The sequence below is a fragment of the Micromonospora sp. NPDC001898 genome, from assembly GCF_042891255.1.
In the GTDB taxonomy this organism is placed as follows: domain Bacteria; phylum Actinomycetota; class Actinomycetes; order Mycobacteriales; family Micromonosporaceae; genus Micromonospora.
In genome coordinates, this window is sequence record NZ_JBIATC010000007.1 from 131,528 (window position 1) to 148,038 (window position 16,511).

At 69.4% G+C, this 16,511-nt stretch carries 11 protein-coding genes; 4 read left to right on the plus strand and 7 right to left on the minus strand.

The annotated features are described in order from the left end of the window. Positions 1–13: 13 nt before the first annotated feature. Together ACFYZF_RS18130 and ACFYZF_RS18135 are read right to left on the minus strand one after the other, a co-directional pair. Entirely contained in the window at positions 14–2,107 is a 2,094-nt protein-coding gene (locus tag ACFYZF_RS18130) for a hypothetical protein (protein WP_387021885.1), read from the minus strand. Positions 2,108–3,395: 1,288 nt separating this feature from the next. Continuing rightward, the gene (locus tag ACFYZF_RS18135; RefSeq protein ID WP_387021887.1) at positions 3,396–5,213 is read right to left on the minus strand and encodes an extracellular solute-binding protein; all 1,818 of its coding nucleotides are present in this window, start codon (positions 5,211–5,213) and stop codon (positions 3,396–3,398) included. Positions 5,214–5,527: 314 nt separating this feature from the next. Here ACFYZF_RS18135 and ACFYZF_RS18140 point away from each other — a divergent pair, with 314 nt between their 5' ends. From ACFYZF_RS18140 to ACFYZF_RS18150, 3 genes are all read left to right on the plus strand, one after another. Beyond that, positions 5,528–5,863, plus strand: coding sequence for a PadR family transcriptional regulator (locus ACFYZF_RS18140; RefSeq protein WP_387021889.1), 336 nt, complete (start codon positions 5,528–5,530; stop codon positions 5,861–5,863). Positions 5,864–6,297: 434 nt separating this feature from the next. Further along, positions 6,298–6,483, plus strand: a complete 186-nt coding sequence (locus ACFYZF_RS18145; protein ID WP_387021892.1) for a hypothetical protein — start codon at positions 6,298–6,300, stop codon at positions 6,481–6,483. A gap of 20 nt (positions 6,484–6,503) precedes the next feature. Beyond that, positions 6,504–6,716, plus strand: a complete 213-nt coding sequence (locus tag ACFYZF_RS18150) for a hypothetical protein (protein WP_387021894.1) — start codon at positions 6,504–6,506, stop codon at positions 6,714–6,716. A gap of 59 nt (positions 6,717–6,775) precedes the next feature. Here the strand turns inward: ACFYZF_RS18150 and ACFYZF_RS18155 are convergent, their stop codons facing one another. Together ACFYZF_RS18155 and ACFYZF_RS18160 are read right to left on the minus strand one after the other, a co-directional pair. Beyond that, complete coding sequence (locus ACFYZF_RS18155; protein ID WP_387021897.1) at positions 6,776–7,342, minus strand: hypothetical protein; 567 nt, start codon at positions 7,340–7,342, stop codon at positions 6,776–6,778. Between the two features lie 149 nt (positions 7,343–7,491). Next, positions 7,492–11,853 carry a S8 family serine peptidase gene (locus ACFYZF_RS18160; protein ID WP_387021900.1) on the minus strand — a complete coding sequence of 1,454 codons (4,362 nt, stop codon included), beginning with the start codon at positions 11,851–11,853 and terminating at the stop codon, positions 7,492–7,494. Between the two features lie 397 nt (positions 11,854–12,250). Between ACFYZF_RS18160 and ACFYZF_RS18165 the strand changes: the two genes are divergently transcribed. After that, positions 12,251–13,483, plus strand: a complete 1,233-nt coding sequence (locus ACFYZF_RS18165; RefSeq protein ID WP_387021902.1) for a trypsin-like serine peptidase — start codon at positions 12,251–12,253, stop codon at positions 13,481–13,483. A gap of 121 nt (positions 13,484–13,604) precedes the next feature. Here the strand turns inward: ACFYZF_RS18165 and ACFYZF_RS18170 are convergent, their stop codons facing one another. The 3 genes from ACFYZF_RS18170 to ACFYZF_RS18180 form a co-directional block, all read right to left on the minus strand. Further along, positions 13,605–14,492, minus strand: a complete 888-nt coding sequence (locus ACFYZF_RS18170) for a polysaccharide deacetylase family protein (RefSeq protein ID WP_387021905.1) — start codon at positions 14,490–14,492, stop codon at positions 13,605–13,607. Beyond that, positions 14,489–15,199 carry a cysteine hydrolase family protein gene (locus ACFYZF_RS18175; RefSeq protein WP_387021908.1) on the minus strand — a complete coding sequence of 237 codons (711 nt, stop codon included), beginning with the start codon at positions 15,197–15,199 and terminating at the stop codon, positions 14,489–14,491. The genes ACFYZF_RS18170 and ACFYZF_RS18175 overlap by 4 nt, the downstream gene beginning before the upstream one ends. A 110-nt stretch (positions 15,200–15,309) precedes the next feature. Then, positions 15,310–16,467, minus strand: coding sequence for an acyl-CoA dehydrogenase family protein (locus ACFYZF_RS18180; RefSeq protein WP_387021911.1), 1,158 nt, complete (start codon positions 16,465–16,467; stop codon positions 15,310–15,312). Positions 16,468–16,511 lie beyond the last annotated feature (44 nt).

The window sequence follows — 16,511 nt, forward strand, 5'->3', positions numbered from 1 at the left end:
TCGCTGCCAGGCCCTACAGGCGAGGAGCGGCGTCGAACGTCACAGCGGTGTTCGCCACGAGCGTCACCGGCACGGTCACGTCGGTGCCGTACGTGGTGGCCCCCGTGGTGGCCGTGGTCACGCCACCCAGCCGGAGCGTGCCGGCGGCCGGCGAGGTCACCGTGATGTCACCGGTGGTCCGGTCGTAGATCGCCTCGGCCCCGGCGCTGCGTGCGGCGAAGTGGGCCGTGGTCGCCTTGGTGTACGCGGCGATGTCCGTCCACGCCGAGTTCAGCAGCGGCACCGCGTAGAAGGAGTCGTACTTGGTCAGCACGCCCTTGACCCAGTCGGTGACCAGGCTCTTGCCGGCGCCGTAGTCGCGCACGTTGGCGATGTGGAACGTGTGCGCATAGATCGAGCCGGACGCCACGTGCTGTAGCGCCACCCCGGACTCGTAGTCCAGGACCTGGGGGTAGGTGCGGTCGGTGGGCCAGTAGGGGAAGAGCCCGTTCGGGCCGTAGAAGGAGTTGTAGAAGACCGTCTCCTCCGCCGGGGTGGTGGTGTGGTAGGCGATGTTCGTCGGCCAGCACGGCACCACCGCGATGCTCTGGTCCAGCGGGTGTGCGGTGGCCCCGTTGAAGTTCGCCGGCACGTGGCTGGGGAACGACATGTTGCCCGCCACCGCGTTGATGCCGAGATCCGCCGCAGCCTCCAGCAGCGCGGGGTTGGACGCCGCCAGCCCGTGGTCGGTGGGCGGGCCCGTGTCGTTGTCCGGGTCGTCGTTGTAGACACCGAGGCCGGAGTACTCGGGGGTCTTCAGCACGGTGGTCGGGGCGTTCAGCCCGATCGCCGCGCCCGCGGTCCGGTTGGTGTTGATCTCGCTGTAGCTGGTGCTGTAGTCCGTCGTGTTCAACTCGGGGTGGTTGAACGTGTGGTTGGTCCACCGGAAGTTGTTCTTGAGGCACTTCGTGGTGGCGGTCAGCGTGGTGGCGTCGCCGTTGGGGCTGCACGTGTCGCCGGCGAACGGGTCGATGTCGGCGCCGTTGTACGCGATGTTGAAGGTGAATCCGGACGCCTGCGGGTGGGCGGTCCGCAGCGCGGTCTGCTGCGCGTCGAGGTTGACCGTGTCGTGGCCGCTGACCTGGAAGCCGGGGCTGTACTCGACGGTGCCGTCATCGTGGTAGTGGTCCGAGGTGTTGAACCAGTCGTCGATGTCGACGTTCAGGTGGTGCTTCTGCTCACCGAAGTGCAGGCCCTTGGTCGTCCACCGGAACAGGCCGTAGACCAGCAGGTCCGAGTGGAGCAGGTACTGGTTCGAGGTGAACGTCAGCGCGATCCGCTCCCGGCCGTCGGGAGAGGTGCTGCGCACGGCCAGCACGTCGGAGCCGTTGGTCATCAGAGCGTCGGCGCTGCAGCCGGACCTGATCGAGGTGCGGTAGACGTACGACTGCGTCACGGGAATCTGGGCGGAGCTGTTGAGGTAGTCGAAGACCGCGGCGCCGTTGCTGGTCAGCGAGACGGGCAGGGGCGTGTCGCCGACCGCGCTCTCACCGTTGGAGGTGAGGCAGTAGTCCTCCGGCCAGGTTCCGTAGCTGGTGTAGAGGGCGGCCTGCCGGACCTGGAAGTTGCGCTCGTAGGCCCAGAGGGTGTTCCACTCCGTGCTGGTCAGGCCGCTGAGGTAGTTACCGCCCGACTCGTAGAGCTGCATGCTGTTGGTGAGCAGGATCGCGTTGTACTTGCCGACGCCGTCGGTGCGGACGAGCGTGCTCGGGGTGATCGACTCGGTGGCGGTGTAGATGATGTCGTAGGCCGCGCCGACCCGGTTGAGGGTCGTCGTGAGCGTGGCCACGCCGAAGTCCGCCGTGTTCGTGGCCACGATCAGCGCCCGGAGCGCGACCTTGTCGTTGAGCACCTGAGTGCCGACGCCGCCACTCCGGGCGCTCTGCTTGGACTCGGTGACCTTGACGGTGCCGGACCTCGTGGGCAGCGGGCCGGGGCGGGCCTCCTTCTTGCTCGCGACCTGACCGAGACCGGGTGAGGTCGGCGGCTGGGCCGGCACGGTCGGCGCGGCCGGGGGCCGGGCAAGGCCCGGAGCCTGAGTGCCGAGGACGACCGTGAGCGCGGTCATCCCGGCGAGGGCGAGTCGTGTCGCGCGACGGCGCGTAGGTCCGGTGGGGACCATGTAGAGACCTCCGATGAGGAGACGACAATGCCACAGTCCCTTGTGGACTGCGGGGTTGCCGCCGAAGGCTAGCAATTAGCCTTTCGGATCCCGGAGGCCCAACTGTGTCGCATGTAGAGCATTGACGCAAGCACGGCCGGATGCTAGCGCGGCAAGATCCGAAAGCCGCTTGCAGTAGCACGTTTCGATGGACCTTGAATGCGGATTTCACGGGCACCAGCCGGACTGACGTGCCCTTTCCCAGAGCCGCCGTAACACGTCATTCATGTTCACTTCACAAGAACCCGGCCGGGCGTGGCCGAAATTCCAGCCCCGGTCGGGCCGAAGCGGTCGGGAGCGACCGCTGATCGCTTCGTCGCCACCAATTGCCGAGAGGCAAGTGTGGCCACTCAGTCCACATCGTTCATGCGTTCGACTGATATACCAGTCATCCCTACGGCTGACTCGCGACAAAGTGGGCACCCAGGGCATCAGGAGGTGCCGGGCAGCCGATGTTCGCGCTGGCAGCAGGGCTCCGGCCGCGCGATCCGCGACCCGGGCCGGGAGTGGGGCGTCAACCGTCAGGCCCTGCGGTGTGGCCGGCAGGCGACGGGACGGACGCGTGGCGGAGGACGCGCAGATCCAGCACACCGGGTATGACGACCGCAGGCTCTACGCCACCCCGCTGGACCGGAACGGCGACGAGTGCCCGTGGTGGGCGCGGATCTTGAAATCGCGCGACAGTCGAGGTCGCACGGCAGCCGCGTACCCCGCCAACCAGGTCCGTCGACCGGTCGGTCTATTCGTCGACGACGGCTTTCGCCCCGGGGTCGGTGCGGCGCCCCGGGGCGATTCCGTCGATCGCCAGCGGGGCGCCAGTGGCGTCCAACAGGCTCGACCTTTCCCCGACGAGAGAAACGGGATCAGGTCGGGCTATTCCGTAGGCCGGATCGAGGGATTCCCACGCCGGGACCGGTTCGTCAGCCTCCGCTGAGTCCGGCCCCTCTCGCCGAGACGGACGGCCGGGTTGACGCCTGCGGCGTGCCGAGGGCCGCCGCCGGGGCGTAACCCACCCGGCCGGTCTCACCGGCCGCTACGACGCCGTACACGAACCGGTCCGGCCGCAGCACCACCGCCTCGACGCGGGCCGCGTGGCACGTATCTTGCCGGGTCGGGGTGTTCGGTGCCACCGCGCATCTACCGCTGCCTCTGCCGTCGAACACCTGCGGCAGGGTCAGGCACCGCCGCTGCCGCGTCAGAAGCTGCTGATCAGCTTGACGAACGCGTCGTCGATCTTCGCCGTGTCGCGGGCGTCGAACGCCTTGCCCGCGGACGCCTTGGCGATCCGGTCCAGGGTCACGAAGTCGGACTGCTCGTCGAACGCGATGCAGAAAATCTTGACCGGACGTTGCGGATCCAGCGCGACGTCCTGGAGCAGCCGGGCGAGCTTGGTGTCCTTGCTGTACTCGTTCTTGCCGTCCGTCAACACGACCACCGCGTTGATCCGGGACTCGTCATAGTGGTCGAGCATGTAGCGGCGTGCCGCCCGGACGGTGGCGTACAGAGCGGTGCCGCCCTCGACATGGAGACTGCTGATCTTGTTGGTGAGAACCTTCTCGTTGAACGCCGACAGTCGGACCTCCTCGCTGTAGGGCGCCTTCGGCCGCTGTTTCGTCTCGGACGAGAACGACCAGAGCGCCACCTGGTCCTCGGAGTTCAACAGACCGAAGCCCTTGGCGGCGGCCGCGGTCGCCACCTGGAATCTGCTCTGGTCACCGATCTTGGCGTTCATCGAACCGGACGTGTCGACGGCGACGAGGATGTTCGCCTTCTTGCGCAGCGTGTCCCAGCCGGTGAGGATCGCCTTGACCACGGTGGGATTCGGCGGGTCGAAGTAGGTGAGATCGGCTGTCCCGCGCCCCCGGACGGAGGCGACCAGCGGGTCGGACGCGTTCCGCTCGTGGTCGCGGAACCCGAGCCGGCTGAAGCTCCGCTGTTGTGCCGGCTGCTGGAGGTACTTCAGAAAGTCGGCGGCGGCGGCACGCTGCTCCGGGTTGGCCGAGGGAAGGACCACGTACGGGTGGTCCAGGTTGAACGTGCCCTCCTTCGGATAGAGCGCGACCAGCGGGACCTTGGGCTTCTCACCGCGGGTCGGACTCAGCTCCCCCTCGTTGTACTGGTAGACCAACTCCTCCTGCGTCACGATCGCGCTCACGTCGGTCGAGGCCGGACTGCCGCCGCCGGACAGGTCCGCCTCGGCGAGGTTCTTGAGCAGGTCCACCACGTCGTCGCTGTAGTGGGACACATTGGCCTCGATCCGGCGGACGAACTGGGTCACCCCCGGATTCGTCAGGTCACTCTCGGTCAGGTCGCTGGCCCGGTTGATGGCCGCGTAGTACGTCGCGATGATGGCCGCCAGCCCGGAGGTGGACAGGTTCGGGTTGACCTTGCCGAAGGTGAACCGCCCCCAATCGGGGCGACCGAAGGCGGCCCAGCCCGTCCGCCCGGACAGACCCAGGATCTCGCCCCAGCCAAGCGGCCCCTGTCGTTGGAGAAGCTCTCCCTTCGGGCGCGGCACGGCGATGACCAGCGGGCTGTTCGCGATCGACGGGTATTGGCCGGAGGTCTGCGCCGGTCGCCCGGCGGCCTCGTCGAGCAGCTTCAACTGCCCGGTCCACAGGGTCGACGTCGGCAACCACACCTGCGGTCGCGGAAGGTCGGGCTGTTCGACGGCCCAGTCGCCGTCCAGCGCATCCGTCGCCGCACCCGAGGTCAGGCCATGCACGGACACGGTGGCGCAGCGGCCATCGAACCGCCGATCGCTCTTGTTGTAGCGCTCGGCCAACTCGCCGAGCAGTACGTCCTTCTCCACCGACGAGCTGACCTCCAGCGGCGTACACCCGACGTCCGCCGCAGGCCGGACGATCAGGTAGGCCGCCGCGATGACCGCGACCCCGGCCACGATGGCTGCGGTGTACGGCAACCACGGCCGAGCGTTCGGGCGACCTGTAACCACTGTTCCTCCAGCGTGTCGGCTGACGGTGTCGACATCGATCCTTTTCATCGTGATCATGCTGATCACGATGGGTGCGGGCAACCCGGACATCGATGAGAGCGAGGCTCCCGGTAGGACAGCGGCCGGTCAAGATCCGATGCCCCGACCGGGAGCCTCGCCGTGCTGTCTTACCCCGCCACGATCCCGCTGTCCAGCCGAACCCCGCCGGGCGCGTCGCAATCACCGCCGGCGGCACCGATCCCGGTGGCGACGCCTCGACCCCGGCCGGTCCCCGATTCGCGGGCGACCGGCCCCGGGGGGTGCTCCACCGGCCCGCCGCCAACGCCGGCGCGGCAGTAGTCGTTCTCTACCTAGCTTGGTAGAGTTCAACCATGCCCCCTGAAGTGCGGATGACCCTGTCCACCCAGCTCGTCCTGCGAACACTCCTGGAGCGCCCCAATCAGGAGCTCTACGGGCTGGAGATCTGCGCAGCCGCTGGCCTCGCCAGCGGCACGCTCCACCCGATCCTGGCTCGGCTCGAACGCATCGGCTGGTTGCAGTCGCGCTGGGAAGACCGCGACCCGCACGAGGCCGGGCGACCACGCCGCCGCTACTACTCACTGACCCCGCACGGGGCCGAGAAGGCGCGCGACGCCCTCGCGCGTGCGTCCGCGACCGTGAACCGCCTGACGGCCCTGCGACCGGGACTGTCCGGGGGGTGCGCATGACCGGGGCGGACGGCGAGCGCCAGCCGCTGCCCGCACCGCGGCCGAAGCCGCCGACCAGCCACCACCGGACACCCGACGCCACCGACGAGGTACTGGTCCGCGTGCTGACCCAACTGCGGAGCGATCGGCGCGTAGCCGGGATCCCCCCGTGGCACGCATCCCGAGGTGGGCCGCTGCCGCGACGCGTGCCGGGCAGCAACCCGATGAACCTTCCTGCCTGGGCTGGGCAGTACGCTCCGCAGCACGTGATGCGGAATCCCACCGCCATCGCCACCAACGCCAGCCACTACTTCCGCGGTTACCGGGCCGGGACGGAACGAGTGTTCAGAGCCGGTGGGGGGTCCGCGGCGGTCCTTCCAGCCCCCATCACCATCACCGCGCGGGCTCGTCCGGCGCGACCGCGTACGCGACCCGCCGCGGTCCGCCTCCTCGCGATGACACTGCGGATCATCCCCGAGGTGGAGCGCCCCCGGTACGGCGAGGAGTTCTGGGCGGAGCTCGCCGAACTGGACGGACTGCTGCGCCAACTCGCCTACGCCACCCGGCTGCTGATCTCAGCGCCATCGCTTCGCCGAAGCCTTCGCGAGAACCCCTGGCACGATGAGGGAGACCAAGGATGACCTCCGCGCGAAGGTTGAGCATGTTCATCGCCAGCGGCGGCGTGGTTTCCGTCCTCGCCGCGGCGGGCTGGCCCATGGTCGTTCTGCTCCTCGTGGCCGCGGGCATGGCAGTAAGCCTCGTCGGCTGGGTCGTCAACGACCGAGAACGCCCCGAGCGGCTGGCACTGCTCATCCGCACTGCTCGCCAGTCCCCCGCGCCTACCCGATCGATCAGGTCACGTCCCCCCACATGAGCCCCTCGTCCCAGGCCCCGGCGAGGCCGCGAGCCAGGGCATCCGTGCGGGTTGTCGCCCTACTTCATGGCGCTGAGCAGCCCGAGGTCGGGCCGCAGCGCGCCGTCCTGGTTCAGCGACAGGAAGTCGGCCTCGACCGTGGCCCGCTCGAGCACTCCCGCCCGCACCGCCTGGTAGCGCACGGCTGACCAGAGGAAGACGTCGAGGTTGTCGAAGCGGGTGTCGCCCTCGACGACCTCCTCCTCGTGGAACCAGAGGCCGACCTGCCCGTCGGTGAGCACCACGTAGAGGTTGCCGCTGCCGTCGGCGCCGATCGGGTAGACGTCGTCGTCGGTGAGCTCCGTCTGATAGTCGGCGTCCAGGATCCCGCAGTCGTTCGCGGCGAAGTCGAACCCGTAGGACCAGTCGTACACGTCCAGGAACTGGGGCATGCGCCCTGACCGCACGCGACGGTCGAATGCCGCCAGCGCCGTAGCGGACGCCGGCGGGAGGCGGTCGAGCATCGGCGCCACCGGCCGGGTCTCCACGGGAACGGTGACGGGAGGACGGCCGGAGAGCCACCGTGCGAGGTCGGCGTCGAGGTCGCGTTCGACGTAGCCGATCAGGTCATCAGGTGTGAGCGTCACCGGCGGATGCTAACCGGGACCTCCGACGCTCCTAGGAGTGCGTGCAGGGGAGAGCCGGGATCCGCGTCGGTGACCCGCCGGTGTGGCCGCGACCGCGACCACACCGGCGAATCTGGCTACCTCACCGACGGGCTATCCGGGACGCCGCATCACAGTCCACCACATTGGCCCGACCTGGGGCCGCCGACCGTGTTCGCCGCCCCACCGTTCACCGGTGGCGGCTGGTTTCCGACACACCGCAGCGGCCCGTCGATCCGGTTCCCGGAAACCACGATCGGGGTGTCGCCGGTACGGTTGTCGACCAGGCTGACCGGCCCGGTCACCCGGGTCCCGCCCAGCAGGACCCGGCCGGTGGCACCGGTGACCGAGACCGGACCGTCGACCCGACTGTTCGTCAGTTCCACCACCGAGGCCCCGGCGGCGGCCACCGGTCCCGTCACTGTGGCGTCGAGCGCGACCAGTCCCGCGCCCTTCTCGACGCTCACCGGCCCGAACACCCTGGCACCCGGCGCGAGACAGGTCACCGCGGCCCGGACCGGCAACGGGCCTCGGTGCTCGCCGCTCACCACCTGGCCGCAGGTCTGGTCGGTGACCTCCAGTTTCACCGGGAGCGTCACCAGAGGATTGGAGGAGTCGTCGCTGGTGACGCAGAGCTGGGCCCGGTACGTGCCGGCGGCCAGCCCGGTGCTGTCCAGGGAGATCGTCACCTCGCTGGCCTGGCCGGCGCCGGTTCCGGCGGCGGTGCGCGTCGTCCTCAGCCACGGCACCTCGGCAGGCGTCACGCACGGTTGCAGGTCCGGCAGCCGTACGTGGGTGATGAACCGGGCCGCGCCCTTGTCGTTCTTGACCGCTACCAGGTGATTGGCCCGGTCGATCTCGTGGACACCGCGCGAGCTGGTGGTCAGGATGTTGCCGTTGCCGAGGGGGTGGACGCCCTGGTAGCCGCTGCCGCCGGGCGCGTAGACGCCGAGGAGCTTGCCGGCACGGTCCAGCTCCCAGACCCCGGCGGTGGAGCCACTGCCCCAGCTCGCCGCGAGTACGTTGCCGTTGGGCAGCTCCACGAGCTGGCCGGGCCAGCTGAGCCCGCTGAAGAAGCGGGCATTGGCGCGCGAGCCGTCCTTGCTGAAGCTGTGGATGGCGTCGCTGTCGCTGGCCGAGACGAGCATGTCGTCGCCGCGGAAGAGAATCGCCCACGGTCCCTTGAGCCCGTCCGCCCCCGGCGCGACGAACCTGCCCAGGTACCTGCCCTCGGCGTCGAACTCGACCACGGAGTTGGCGTTGTCCCCGTTGGCGACCGTGACCAGGACGGTGCCGCGCGGGGAGACCGCGATGCCCCGGGTGTTGGTCATGATCGCCGGGTCCCGCACGCCCGTGGTCGGGGCGAAGACGCGGCGGAACCTGCCGTCCAGGCCGTGCTCGGTGATCACCGAGTTGACCTGGTCGGACATGAGGAAGCCGCTGCCGTCCGGCTTGGCGATGATCTGGAACGGTGTGTACAGGTTGGTGGACGGGTCGAACGCGGTGTGCGGGATGAACTGCGGGTCGATCAGGTTCCCCGAGTGCGGGTCGAACGCCATCACTCCGCGGGTGGCGCTGCCCGAGTTGGGGATCAACAGGACGCCGTCACGCAGGAGCCGGATGCGCTCGTCGTCCGGGCCCGCGTTCGGGTCGTCGAGCCGCCAGTCCAGCACTCCGTGCCCGGAGTTGCGTACCGTGAACGACTGCTTGGTGACCATGCCGGCCGGCTGCCGGGCCGAGAGCGACCGGGGTGCCACCTCGATCTTCGGTACCGGCACCACTGTCAGTTCCAGCGCGATCGCCGGCGTGGGCTTCTTCGGGTCGTTGCTGGCCAGGCACAGGTCGGCCCGGAACACGCCGCCGTCGTCGAGGCCGGTCGAGTCGAGGGTGACCTTGATGTCCTGGCTGCTGAACGGGGCCAGCGTCCCGGTTGCCGGCGTCACCTTCGCCCATGCCGGCCAGGAACAGCCGGCGCCGTCGCCCGTCGCCTGCCAGGTGAGTTCGGCTCCGCCGGCGTTGCTCACCTTGACGGTGTGGCTCTCGGCCTGCGCGACATCCAGGCTGCTGCTCAGCGTGGCCGGGTCCAGGGTCAGGTCCGGGGCCGCCGGCAGGACGGCGACCGGGAAGTGCGCCTGGGCGATCGGTTGCCCGCCCGACCCGTGCCGGGCGTCGGTGGTCAGGTTGATCGCGCCGAAGAGCCAGTCCTTGCGGGGCGTGCCGGTGACGTCCAGGCTGACGGTCAACTCCTGGCTGGCGCCGGGCGCCAGCGTGAACTGCGTCGGCGTGACCGTGATCCGGGCTCCGGCCGGGGCCTGCGCCGCCGCCCGGTAGGTCGCGTCCACGGTGGCCACGCTGGACACCGTGCGGGTGAAGGTGCAGACCTTCAGGCAGTGGTGTTCGACGACGGCCGGCAGGTTCAGCGTCTGCGGGTCGCCGCCGGACTCGGGATCGGCCGCGGCGAAGTTCTCAGCCGTCTCGTCGAGCACGAGCCCCGTGCGGGCGGCCTGCCCCAGGTTGATCCGGCCGGAGCCGATGTCGAACGCGTCGGCCGGCGTGACACCGTCCTCCTTCACCACCCCGTCGCGGTCCGCGGTGACCGCCAGCGCGGAGCGGATCCGCGTCGGTGACCAGTCCGGGTGCAGGGCCGCCAGCAGCGCGCCGGCGCCGGCGACGTGCGGCGAGGCCATGGAGGTGCCCTGCATGAAGGTGTACTGGGCCGGGTTGCCGGCCGTCCCGATCGTGGCGGCGAGGATGTTCCGGCCCGGGGCGGCGACGGTGGGCGCGAGCATGTCGAACCGGCTGGGCCCGCGCGAGCTGAAGTCGCCCACCACGTCGGTCCAGTCCCCGTCGCGCAGCACCTCGCTGCCGGCGCCCACCCGCACCGAGACGGGCCCGTCGGTGGCGGCCAGGTGGGCGCGCAGCCGCTGCCCGTCGGCGAGGCTGACCATCACGGCGGGGATGGTGCTCCCCGTGAGTGCGCCCATGGTCAGCGGCGGTCCGCCGTACTGGGTGTGCACGACCACCCCGGTGGCGCCGGCGGTGGCGGCGTTGCGCACCTTGACGGAGAAGTCGCAGCCGCCTCTGGGGATCAGGGCTACCCCGCCGCTGAACGCCGCTGACGGGAAGCCCGCGCAGCCCTGCGCGTTGTCCGGGTCGACGGTGCCCGCGTACCGGATCTCTCCCGCGATGGGCGGGCTCGGTGAGTTCTCCCCCAGCACGGCGGCGACGCCGGTGAGCGCCGGCGGGGCCGGCGTCGGACCCGTCACGTCGAGCCGGTGGGCGACGACCCGCTCGTGGCTGACCGCGGCGACGGACATGTTCCACGGCGCGGTCTTCGCGACGGTGCTGGCGGCCGGGCCATTGTTGCCGGCGGAGGCGGCGACGAAGATGCCGGCTGAGTATGCCTCCAGGAACGCCTGGTCCACGAGGTCGTTCCACGGGTTGTCGCGCCCGGAGATCGAGTAGTTGAGAACGTCCACACCGTCGGTGATCGCCTGGTCCACCGCGGCGATCGTCGCCGAGGAGTTGCAGAGCGTCGTCACGCAGACCTTGTAGGAGATGATGTTGGCCCGTGGTGCGACCCCGGAAATGGTGAGGGTGTGCGAGTCCGTGCCGACGGTGATGGTCGCCTGGTGCCGGTTGCCGGCGGCGGTCGAGGCGGTGTGGCTGCCGTGACCGTGGTCGTCCCGGGCGTTGGTGCCGGCGGCCATCGACCAGGCGCCGATCAGCTTGTCGTTGCAGATCGCCTCGGGGCGCGGGTGGGTCGGAGCGCAAACGCCGACGTAGTTGCCCGTGCCGAACGGGTTGGTGTGCCGGTAGCCGTCGCCGTCCACCGCCGCGAACGACGGATGGCCGGGGTTCACCCCGGAGTCCAGAACCCCGACGATGACGCCCTCGCCCCGGGTCGCGACGTCCCCTGCGGTCTGTCCCTGCCAGACGGCGGCCGACTGGATCAGCGCGTTACTGGTGTCCGTCTCCAGGGTGAGTTCCTGGTCGGGTACGACCGCGGCGACTCCCGGCAGGTCGGACAGGTGCTGCGCCTCGTCCGCGCTGACCGCGACCGCCAGTCCGTTGATCACGTTCCGGTACGTGTGGGCGACCCGCACGGAGCGGCCCAGGGCGGTCTCGATCTCGTCCACCAGCACGTCCTGCTGCCGCGCCAACTCCGTGGCGTAGGAGGTGCTCGCGGCGGACCGGGGGTCGATCCTGCCGGTGCGTGCCGTGGTCGCCCTCGAAGCGGCCACCAACGACGGCTTGTCCATCCGCAACAGCCAGAGCCCGCTCTTGGGCTGCGGAAGCTCGGGTGCCGGTCGCTCGGGCGCCGCTGGTGCCGCAGGTGTCTCCTGGCCGGCCGGTAGCGGCAGGCGGGAGGGTGCCGCAGCGGCGGGAACGGCGGTCGCGGCGAGCAGCAGGACGCCTGCGGCCACCGACGCGACCAGCCGGGTGCTCGCCCTGCGGGTTGGGAAGGTTCTTCGATAGAGCGGCTGGGCCACCGTGAGCTCCTTAAGTCACCGATCGGCGCGATTGGTCCGTGTCTCGCGGCCTCGCCAGAGCGGGGAGGTGCTCAGTGCGACAGGGTGCGATCGTGTGCCAACCTAGGTGATCACGAGAGGCGCGGCAATGACCTACGTCAATCGGCTCTCCTCACGGGTCTGGCCATCCATCCTGGCCGGTGGGGCGCTACCGCGTGAGCTCGTCGGCCGGGCCGACGCCGGCCACCTCCGCGCGTGAGAACCCGCGCCGACGTCTAGTCGAATTCACCCCCACAGGAAAGAGCCGGCGCGGCGGCGCCACAGGCCGCAAGTCAATAGATACATTTGCATGTATCGAGATGCTCGTGTATGAAGGCTGAAAGCACGTCTGGGTGCTGGTTCCTGGGGAGGAGCGACGATGAGACACAGCCTGCGTCGTCTACGAACGGCGGCGGTCGCGCTCGGCGCCTGCACACTCGGGCTCAGTTTGCTGTCGGTACCCGCCGCCGAGGCGTACTCGGTCCAGCCTCTCGCACCACAGTCCGAGCGGGCGCCCGAATCGGACCAGTTCTCGGCCGAGGGCGTCACGACGGTCGGTGAACTCCGCACCGTCGCCGGCTCGCTGTCCTACGCCGGGGGCGGCCAGGAACAGATCATCCGGCATCCCGGCGCGTCGTACGTCAAGGTGCACTTCAGCTCCCTGCGACTGGCCGGCGGCGCCTACGTGACCGTGTCGAGCCCCGACGGCCGCGAGAGCTACCGGTACGACCGCCACCTGAACCGGGCGACCGGCTCGGACTACACCACCGACGGGCAGCCGGGCTTCTGGGCGATGTCGGTCGAGGGCGACACCGCGGTGGTGACGCTGCACAGCAGCCGCCCCTCCCGTGGCACCGCCGCGACCATCGACCGGTTCTGGCGCGGCTACGACCCCACGGAGATCACCCAGCACAACTTCTCCACGCAGTCCGTCTGCAGCACCGACGCGCGCCGCGACGTGGTCTGCTACCAGAGCAGCCACCCCACCGAATACGCCCGCGGCAGGGCGGTGGCGCGACTACTGATCAGCGGCGGTGGGATGTGCACGACCTGGCGGGTCGGCAACACCAACCGGATGCTGACCAACAAGCACTGCTTCTCGACGCAGTCCGCCGTCAGCGGCAGCGAGATGCAGTTCGACTACCAGTGCGCCACCTGCGGCGGCTCGAACCCCGGCGCCGGCACCAAGGTCAGCGGCGCCACCCTCCACAGGGTGAGCAGCGGCGGCTCCGGCGAACTGGACTACGCCCTGTACTCGGTGAACAACTTCGCCAACATCCAGGCGTTCGGCACGCTGTACCTGGCGACGACCGCCACCACCAACGGCACCCGGATCTACATCCCGGGGCACGGCGACGGCAGCCCGAAGCGACTGTCGATCTACGAGGACACCCAGAACGGCACGACGTGCAGCGTGCGGAACGCCAACTACAACACCTCGAACATCAGCTACAGCTGTGACACCTCCGGCGGCAACTCGGGCTCGCCGGTGCTGAACGCCAGCCACCGGGTGGTCGCCCTGCACCACCTCGGCGGCTGCCCGTCGAACCAGGGCGCGAAGGCACACCTGATCTACAACGAGATTGCCAGCCTGATCGACAACAACGGCTGACGACGACGGGCCGCCGGGGCGCGACGCGTGCCCCGGCGGCCCGTCGGCATCCTGCCCCTGCGCGCCGCCACCGCCGGCAGGGCGACCGCGAAGGGCCGTCCGGTAGTGCCGGGCCCGACCGTCAGTGCTCGGTCGCCGGACGCTGGCCGGTGAACCAGTCGCAGATCTCGCTGCCGGTGAGAAAGATGACGTCCTCCCGATTCGACAACTCGTCCAGGATGCGGTCGAAGTACCGGATCCGGTGCGGCACTCCGACCATGTGGGGATGGATCGGCAGGGTGAGCACCCTCGGTTCGAGCGCCGCCTCGGCGGCGAGCACCTCGACGGTCTCGGTGAATCGCCGGTACATCTCGTCGGAGGAGTGTTTCTCGGTGGCGTAGATGATGCTGTCGTTCAACTCCAGCGAGTACGGCAGCGCGACCAGCGGTCTCGGCTGGGCCGCCAGCCAGACCGGAACGTCGTCGACCACCCAGTCACAGGTGTAGTCGACGCCGGCTGCGGCCAGCAGGTCGGGAGTCGTGAAGGTCTCCTGGAGGCCGGGACCGAGCCAGCCCCTGGGTCTCCGGCCGGTGAACTCCTCGATCTTGCGCAGACATTCGTCGATCACCACGCTCTCGTCCGGCGCCGACGGCAGCGCCTGCTGGTGCAGACCGTGTGCGACGAACTCCCAGCCGGTGTCCCGCAGTCGCCCGGCCGCCTCCGGATAGGCGTCGATGACGGCGGCGTTGAAACTGACGCTGGCCGGCAGCCCGCGACCGGTGAGCGCGGACACCACCCGGGGCAGTCCCCGGCGCATGCCGTACTCGGCCCAGCTGTAGTTCGGCACGTCCGGGATGTGGTCCGCACCGTGCGGGCTACCCAGGAGTTTCCGGGGCATCGGGGCGTCCAGCGGCCAGTGCTCGACGTTGAGCACCACGTGCACGATCAGCCCCCGGCCCGGGGCGGGTGGTTCCAATCCGGCGCCGCTCTCGCCGTACGAGTAGGCGATACGTGGTGTCGTGGGGGTCATCGCCGTTCCTCTGTGCTCGACCAGATCTCGATGATGTCGGCGGCCGGGCCGACCGTGGCGTACCGGTGTCGGGCGGTATCCAGGGTGGCCTGGTGCAGTTCCATGTCCCACGACGCGCAGGCGTCTTCGGGGATGACCACGTAGTAGTCGTGGCTGAACGCCTCCCGCGCGGTCGCCTCGACGCAGGCGTTGGTGGACACGCCGGCGCAGATGACGGTCGACCGGGCGAGGCTCCGCAGCACCAGGTCGAGGTTGGTCCCGGCGAACCCGCTGTAGCGGTACTTCTTCACCAGGATGTCGTCCTCGGTCGGTGTGAGTTCGTCGATCACCTGCTGCCCCCAGGATCCGTCGATGCAGATGTCCACGACGGAGAAGCTCGCCCTGCTGCGCGCGTCCAGCCACGGCCCGGAGTCACTGGCGTGGTCCGGCAGGGTGGTGTGTGACACGTAGATGACGGGCACCCCGGCGGTGTGGGCCGCGTCGATGAGCCGGCGTTGCACCGGGACCACGGCCCGGGCCGCGCCGACGTCCCGGCCGCCCCGGACGATCGTTTTGCCCGCGGGGTGCAGGAAGTCGTTGCTCATGTCGATGATCAGCAACGCGGCACGGTCGGGGCGCACCTTCTCCGGCAGCGTGCTCAGTACGGTCGGCCGGCGCCGGTTTCCGCGGGTCGGGTCGGGCGCGGGCGCCGGATTGGGGTCGGTCATGTGATCGTCTCCTGGTCCCGTGTCCTCGCGGTGGCGCTGACCCGCCGTGACCTCGAGGACGCTGCCGAAAGGGTGCCCCGGGGCGGGCGGAGCCGCCAACCGGGCACGCTTCAGCTCTGGCTCCCCTGCCGGCTGATGAGCTGGCGGGTGATGATGTTGCGTTGGATCTCGTTGGTGCCCTCACCCACGATCATCAGCGGCGCGTCCCGGAAGTACCGTTCGACGTCGAATTCCGTCGAGTATCCGTAGCCGCCGTGGATCCGCAACGCGTCCATGGCGATCTGCATGGCGGTCTCCGAGGCGAACAGTTTCGCCATCCCCGCTTCCAGGTCGCAGCGCTCGCCCCGGTCCAGGCGTTCCGCCGAGTCGTGCAGCATCAGCCGAGCGGCGGTGAGTCTGGTCGCCATGTCCGCGAGGTAGTTCGAGATCGACTGGTGCTTCCAGATCTGGACGCCGAAGCTCTCCCGCTCCTGGGCGTAGCGCAACGAATCCTCGAAGGCGGCCCGGCCGACCCCGACGGCCCGCCCGGCAACCTGGATCCGGCCGATCTCCAAGCCACGCATCATCTGGACGAACCCGCGTCCGGGCACTCCACCGAGCACCGCGTCGGCCGGCACCCGGTAGTTGTCGAAGCTGAGTTCACAGCTCTCCACACCCTTGTAGCCGAGCTTGGGCAGATCGCGGGAGACTTCGAAGCCGGTCCCCTTCTCCGCCAGCAGGACGCTGATCCCGGTGTGCGGCGGCGTGGCCGTCGGATCGGTCTTGCACAGCAGCGCGACCAGGCCGGACCGGCGCGCGTTGGTGATCCAGGTCTTGGATCCGTTGACGACGTACTCGTCACCGTCCAGGCGAGCCACGGTGCGGATCGCCTGGAGATCTGATCCACCGCCGGGCTCGGTGAGCGCCATCGTCGCACGCAGTTCACCGGTGGCCATTCGGGGCAGGTAGCGCTGTCGTTGCTCCTCCGTGCCGTAGAGAAGGATCAGCTTGGCCACCACGGTGTGCCCGCCGATCACGCCGGCCAGCGACATCCAGCCCCGGGCGAGCTCCTCGGTGACCATCGCGTAACAGACGGTGGAGACACGGACCTCGCCGTACGGCTCGGGGATGGTCAGGCCGAACATCCCGATGGCCGCCATCTGCTTGATGAGGTCCTCGGGGTAGACGTTGTCGTGTTCGAGGTTCCGGACGACCGGTTTGACTTCCCTGTCGACGAAGTCCCGAACCAAGTCCACAATCGCCCGTTCCTCGGCGGAGAGTACGAACAACTTGATCTCCTTCGTCAAGTTCGATTATCCAGAAAATAATATAT

What these genes read in the sequence shown, in the direction of transcription:
- ACFYZF_RS18130 (WP_387021885.1), bottom strand. Translation starts at nt 2,107, where the DNA reads ATGACCGCGCTCACGGTCGTCCTCGGCACTCAGGCTCCGGGCCTTGCC.
- ACFYZF_RS18135 (WP_387021887.1), bottom strand. Translation starts at nt 5,213, where the DNA reads ATGATCACGATGAAAAGGATCGATGTCGACACCGTCAGCCGACACGCT.
- ACFYZF_RS18140 (WP_387021889.1), top strand. Translation starts at nt 5,528, where the DNA reads ATGCCCCCTGAAGTGCGGATGACCCTGTCCACCCAGCTCGTCCTGCGA.
- ACFYZF_RS18145 (WP_387021892.1), top strand. Translation starts at nt 6,298, where the DNA reads ATGACACTGCGGATCATCCCCGAGGTGGAGCGCCCCCGGTACGGCGAG.
- ACFYZF_RS18150 (WP_387021894.1), top strand. Translation starts at nt 6,504, where the DNA reads ATGTTCATCGCCAGCGGCGGCGTGGTTTCCGTCCTCGCCGCGGCGGGC.
- ACFYZF_RS18165 (WP_387021902.1), top strand. Translation starts at nt 12,251, where the DNA reads ATGAGACACAGCCTGCGTCGTCTACGAACGGCGGCGGTCGCGCTCGGC.
- ACFYZF_RS18170 (WP_387021905.1), bottom strand. Translation starts at nt 14,492, where the DNA reads ATGACCCCCACGACACCACGTATCGCCTACTCGTACGGCGAGAGCGGC.
- ACFYZF_RS18175 (WP_387021908.1), bottom strand. Translation starts at nt 15,199, where the DNA reads ATGACCGACCCCAATCCGGCGCCCGCGCCCGACCCGACCCGCGGAAAC.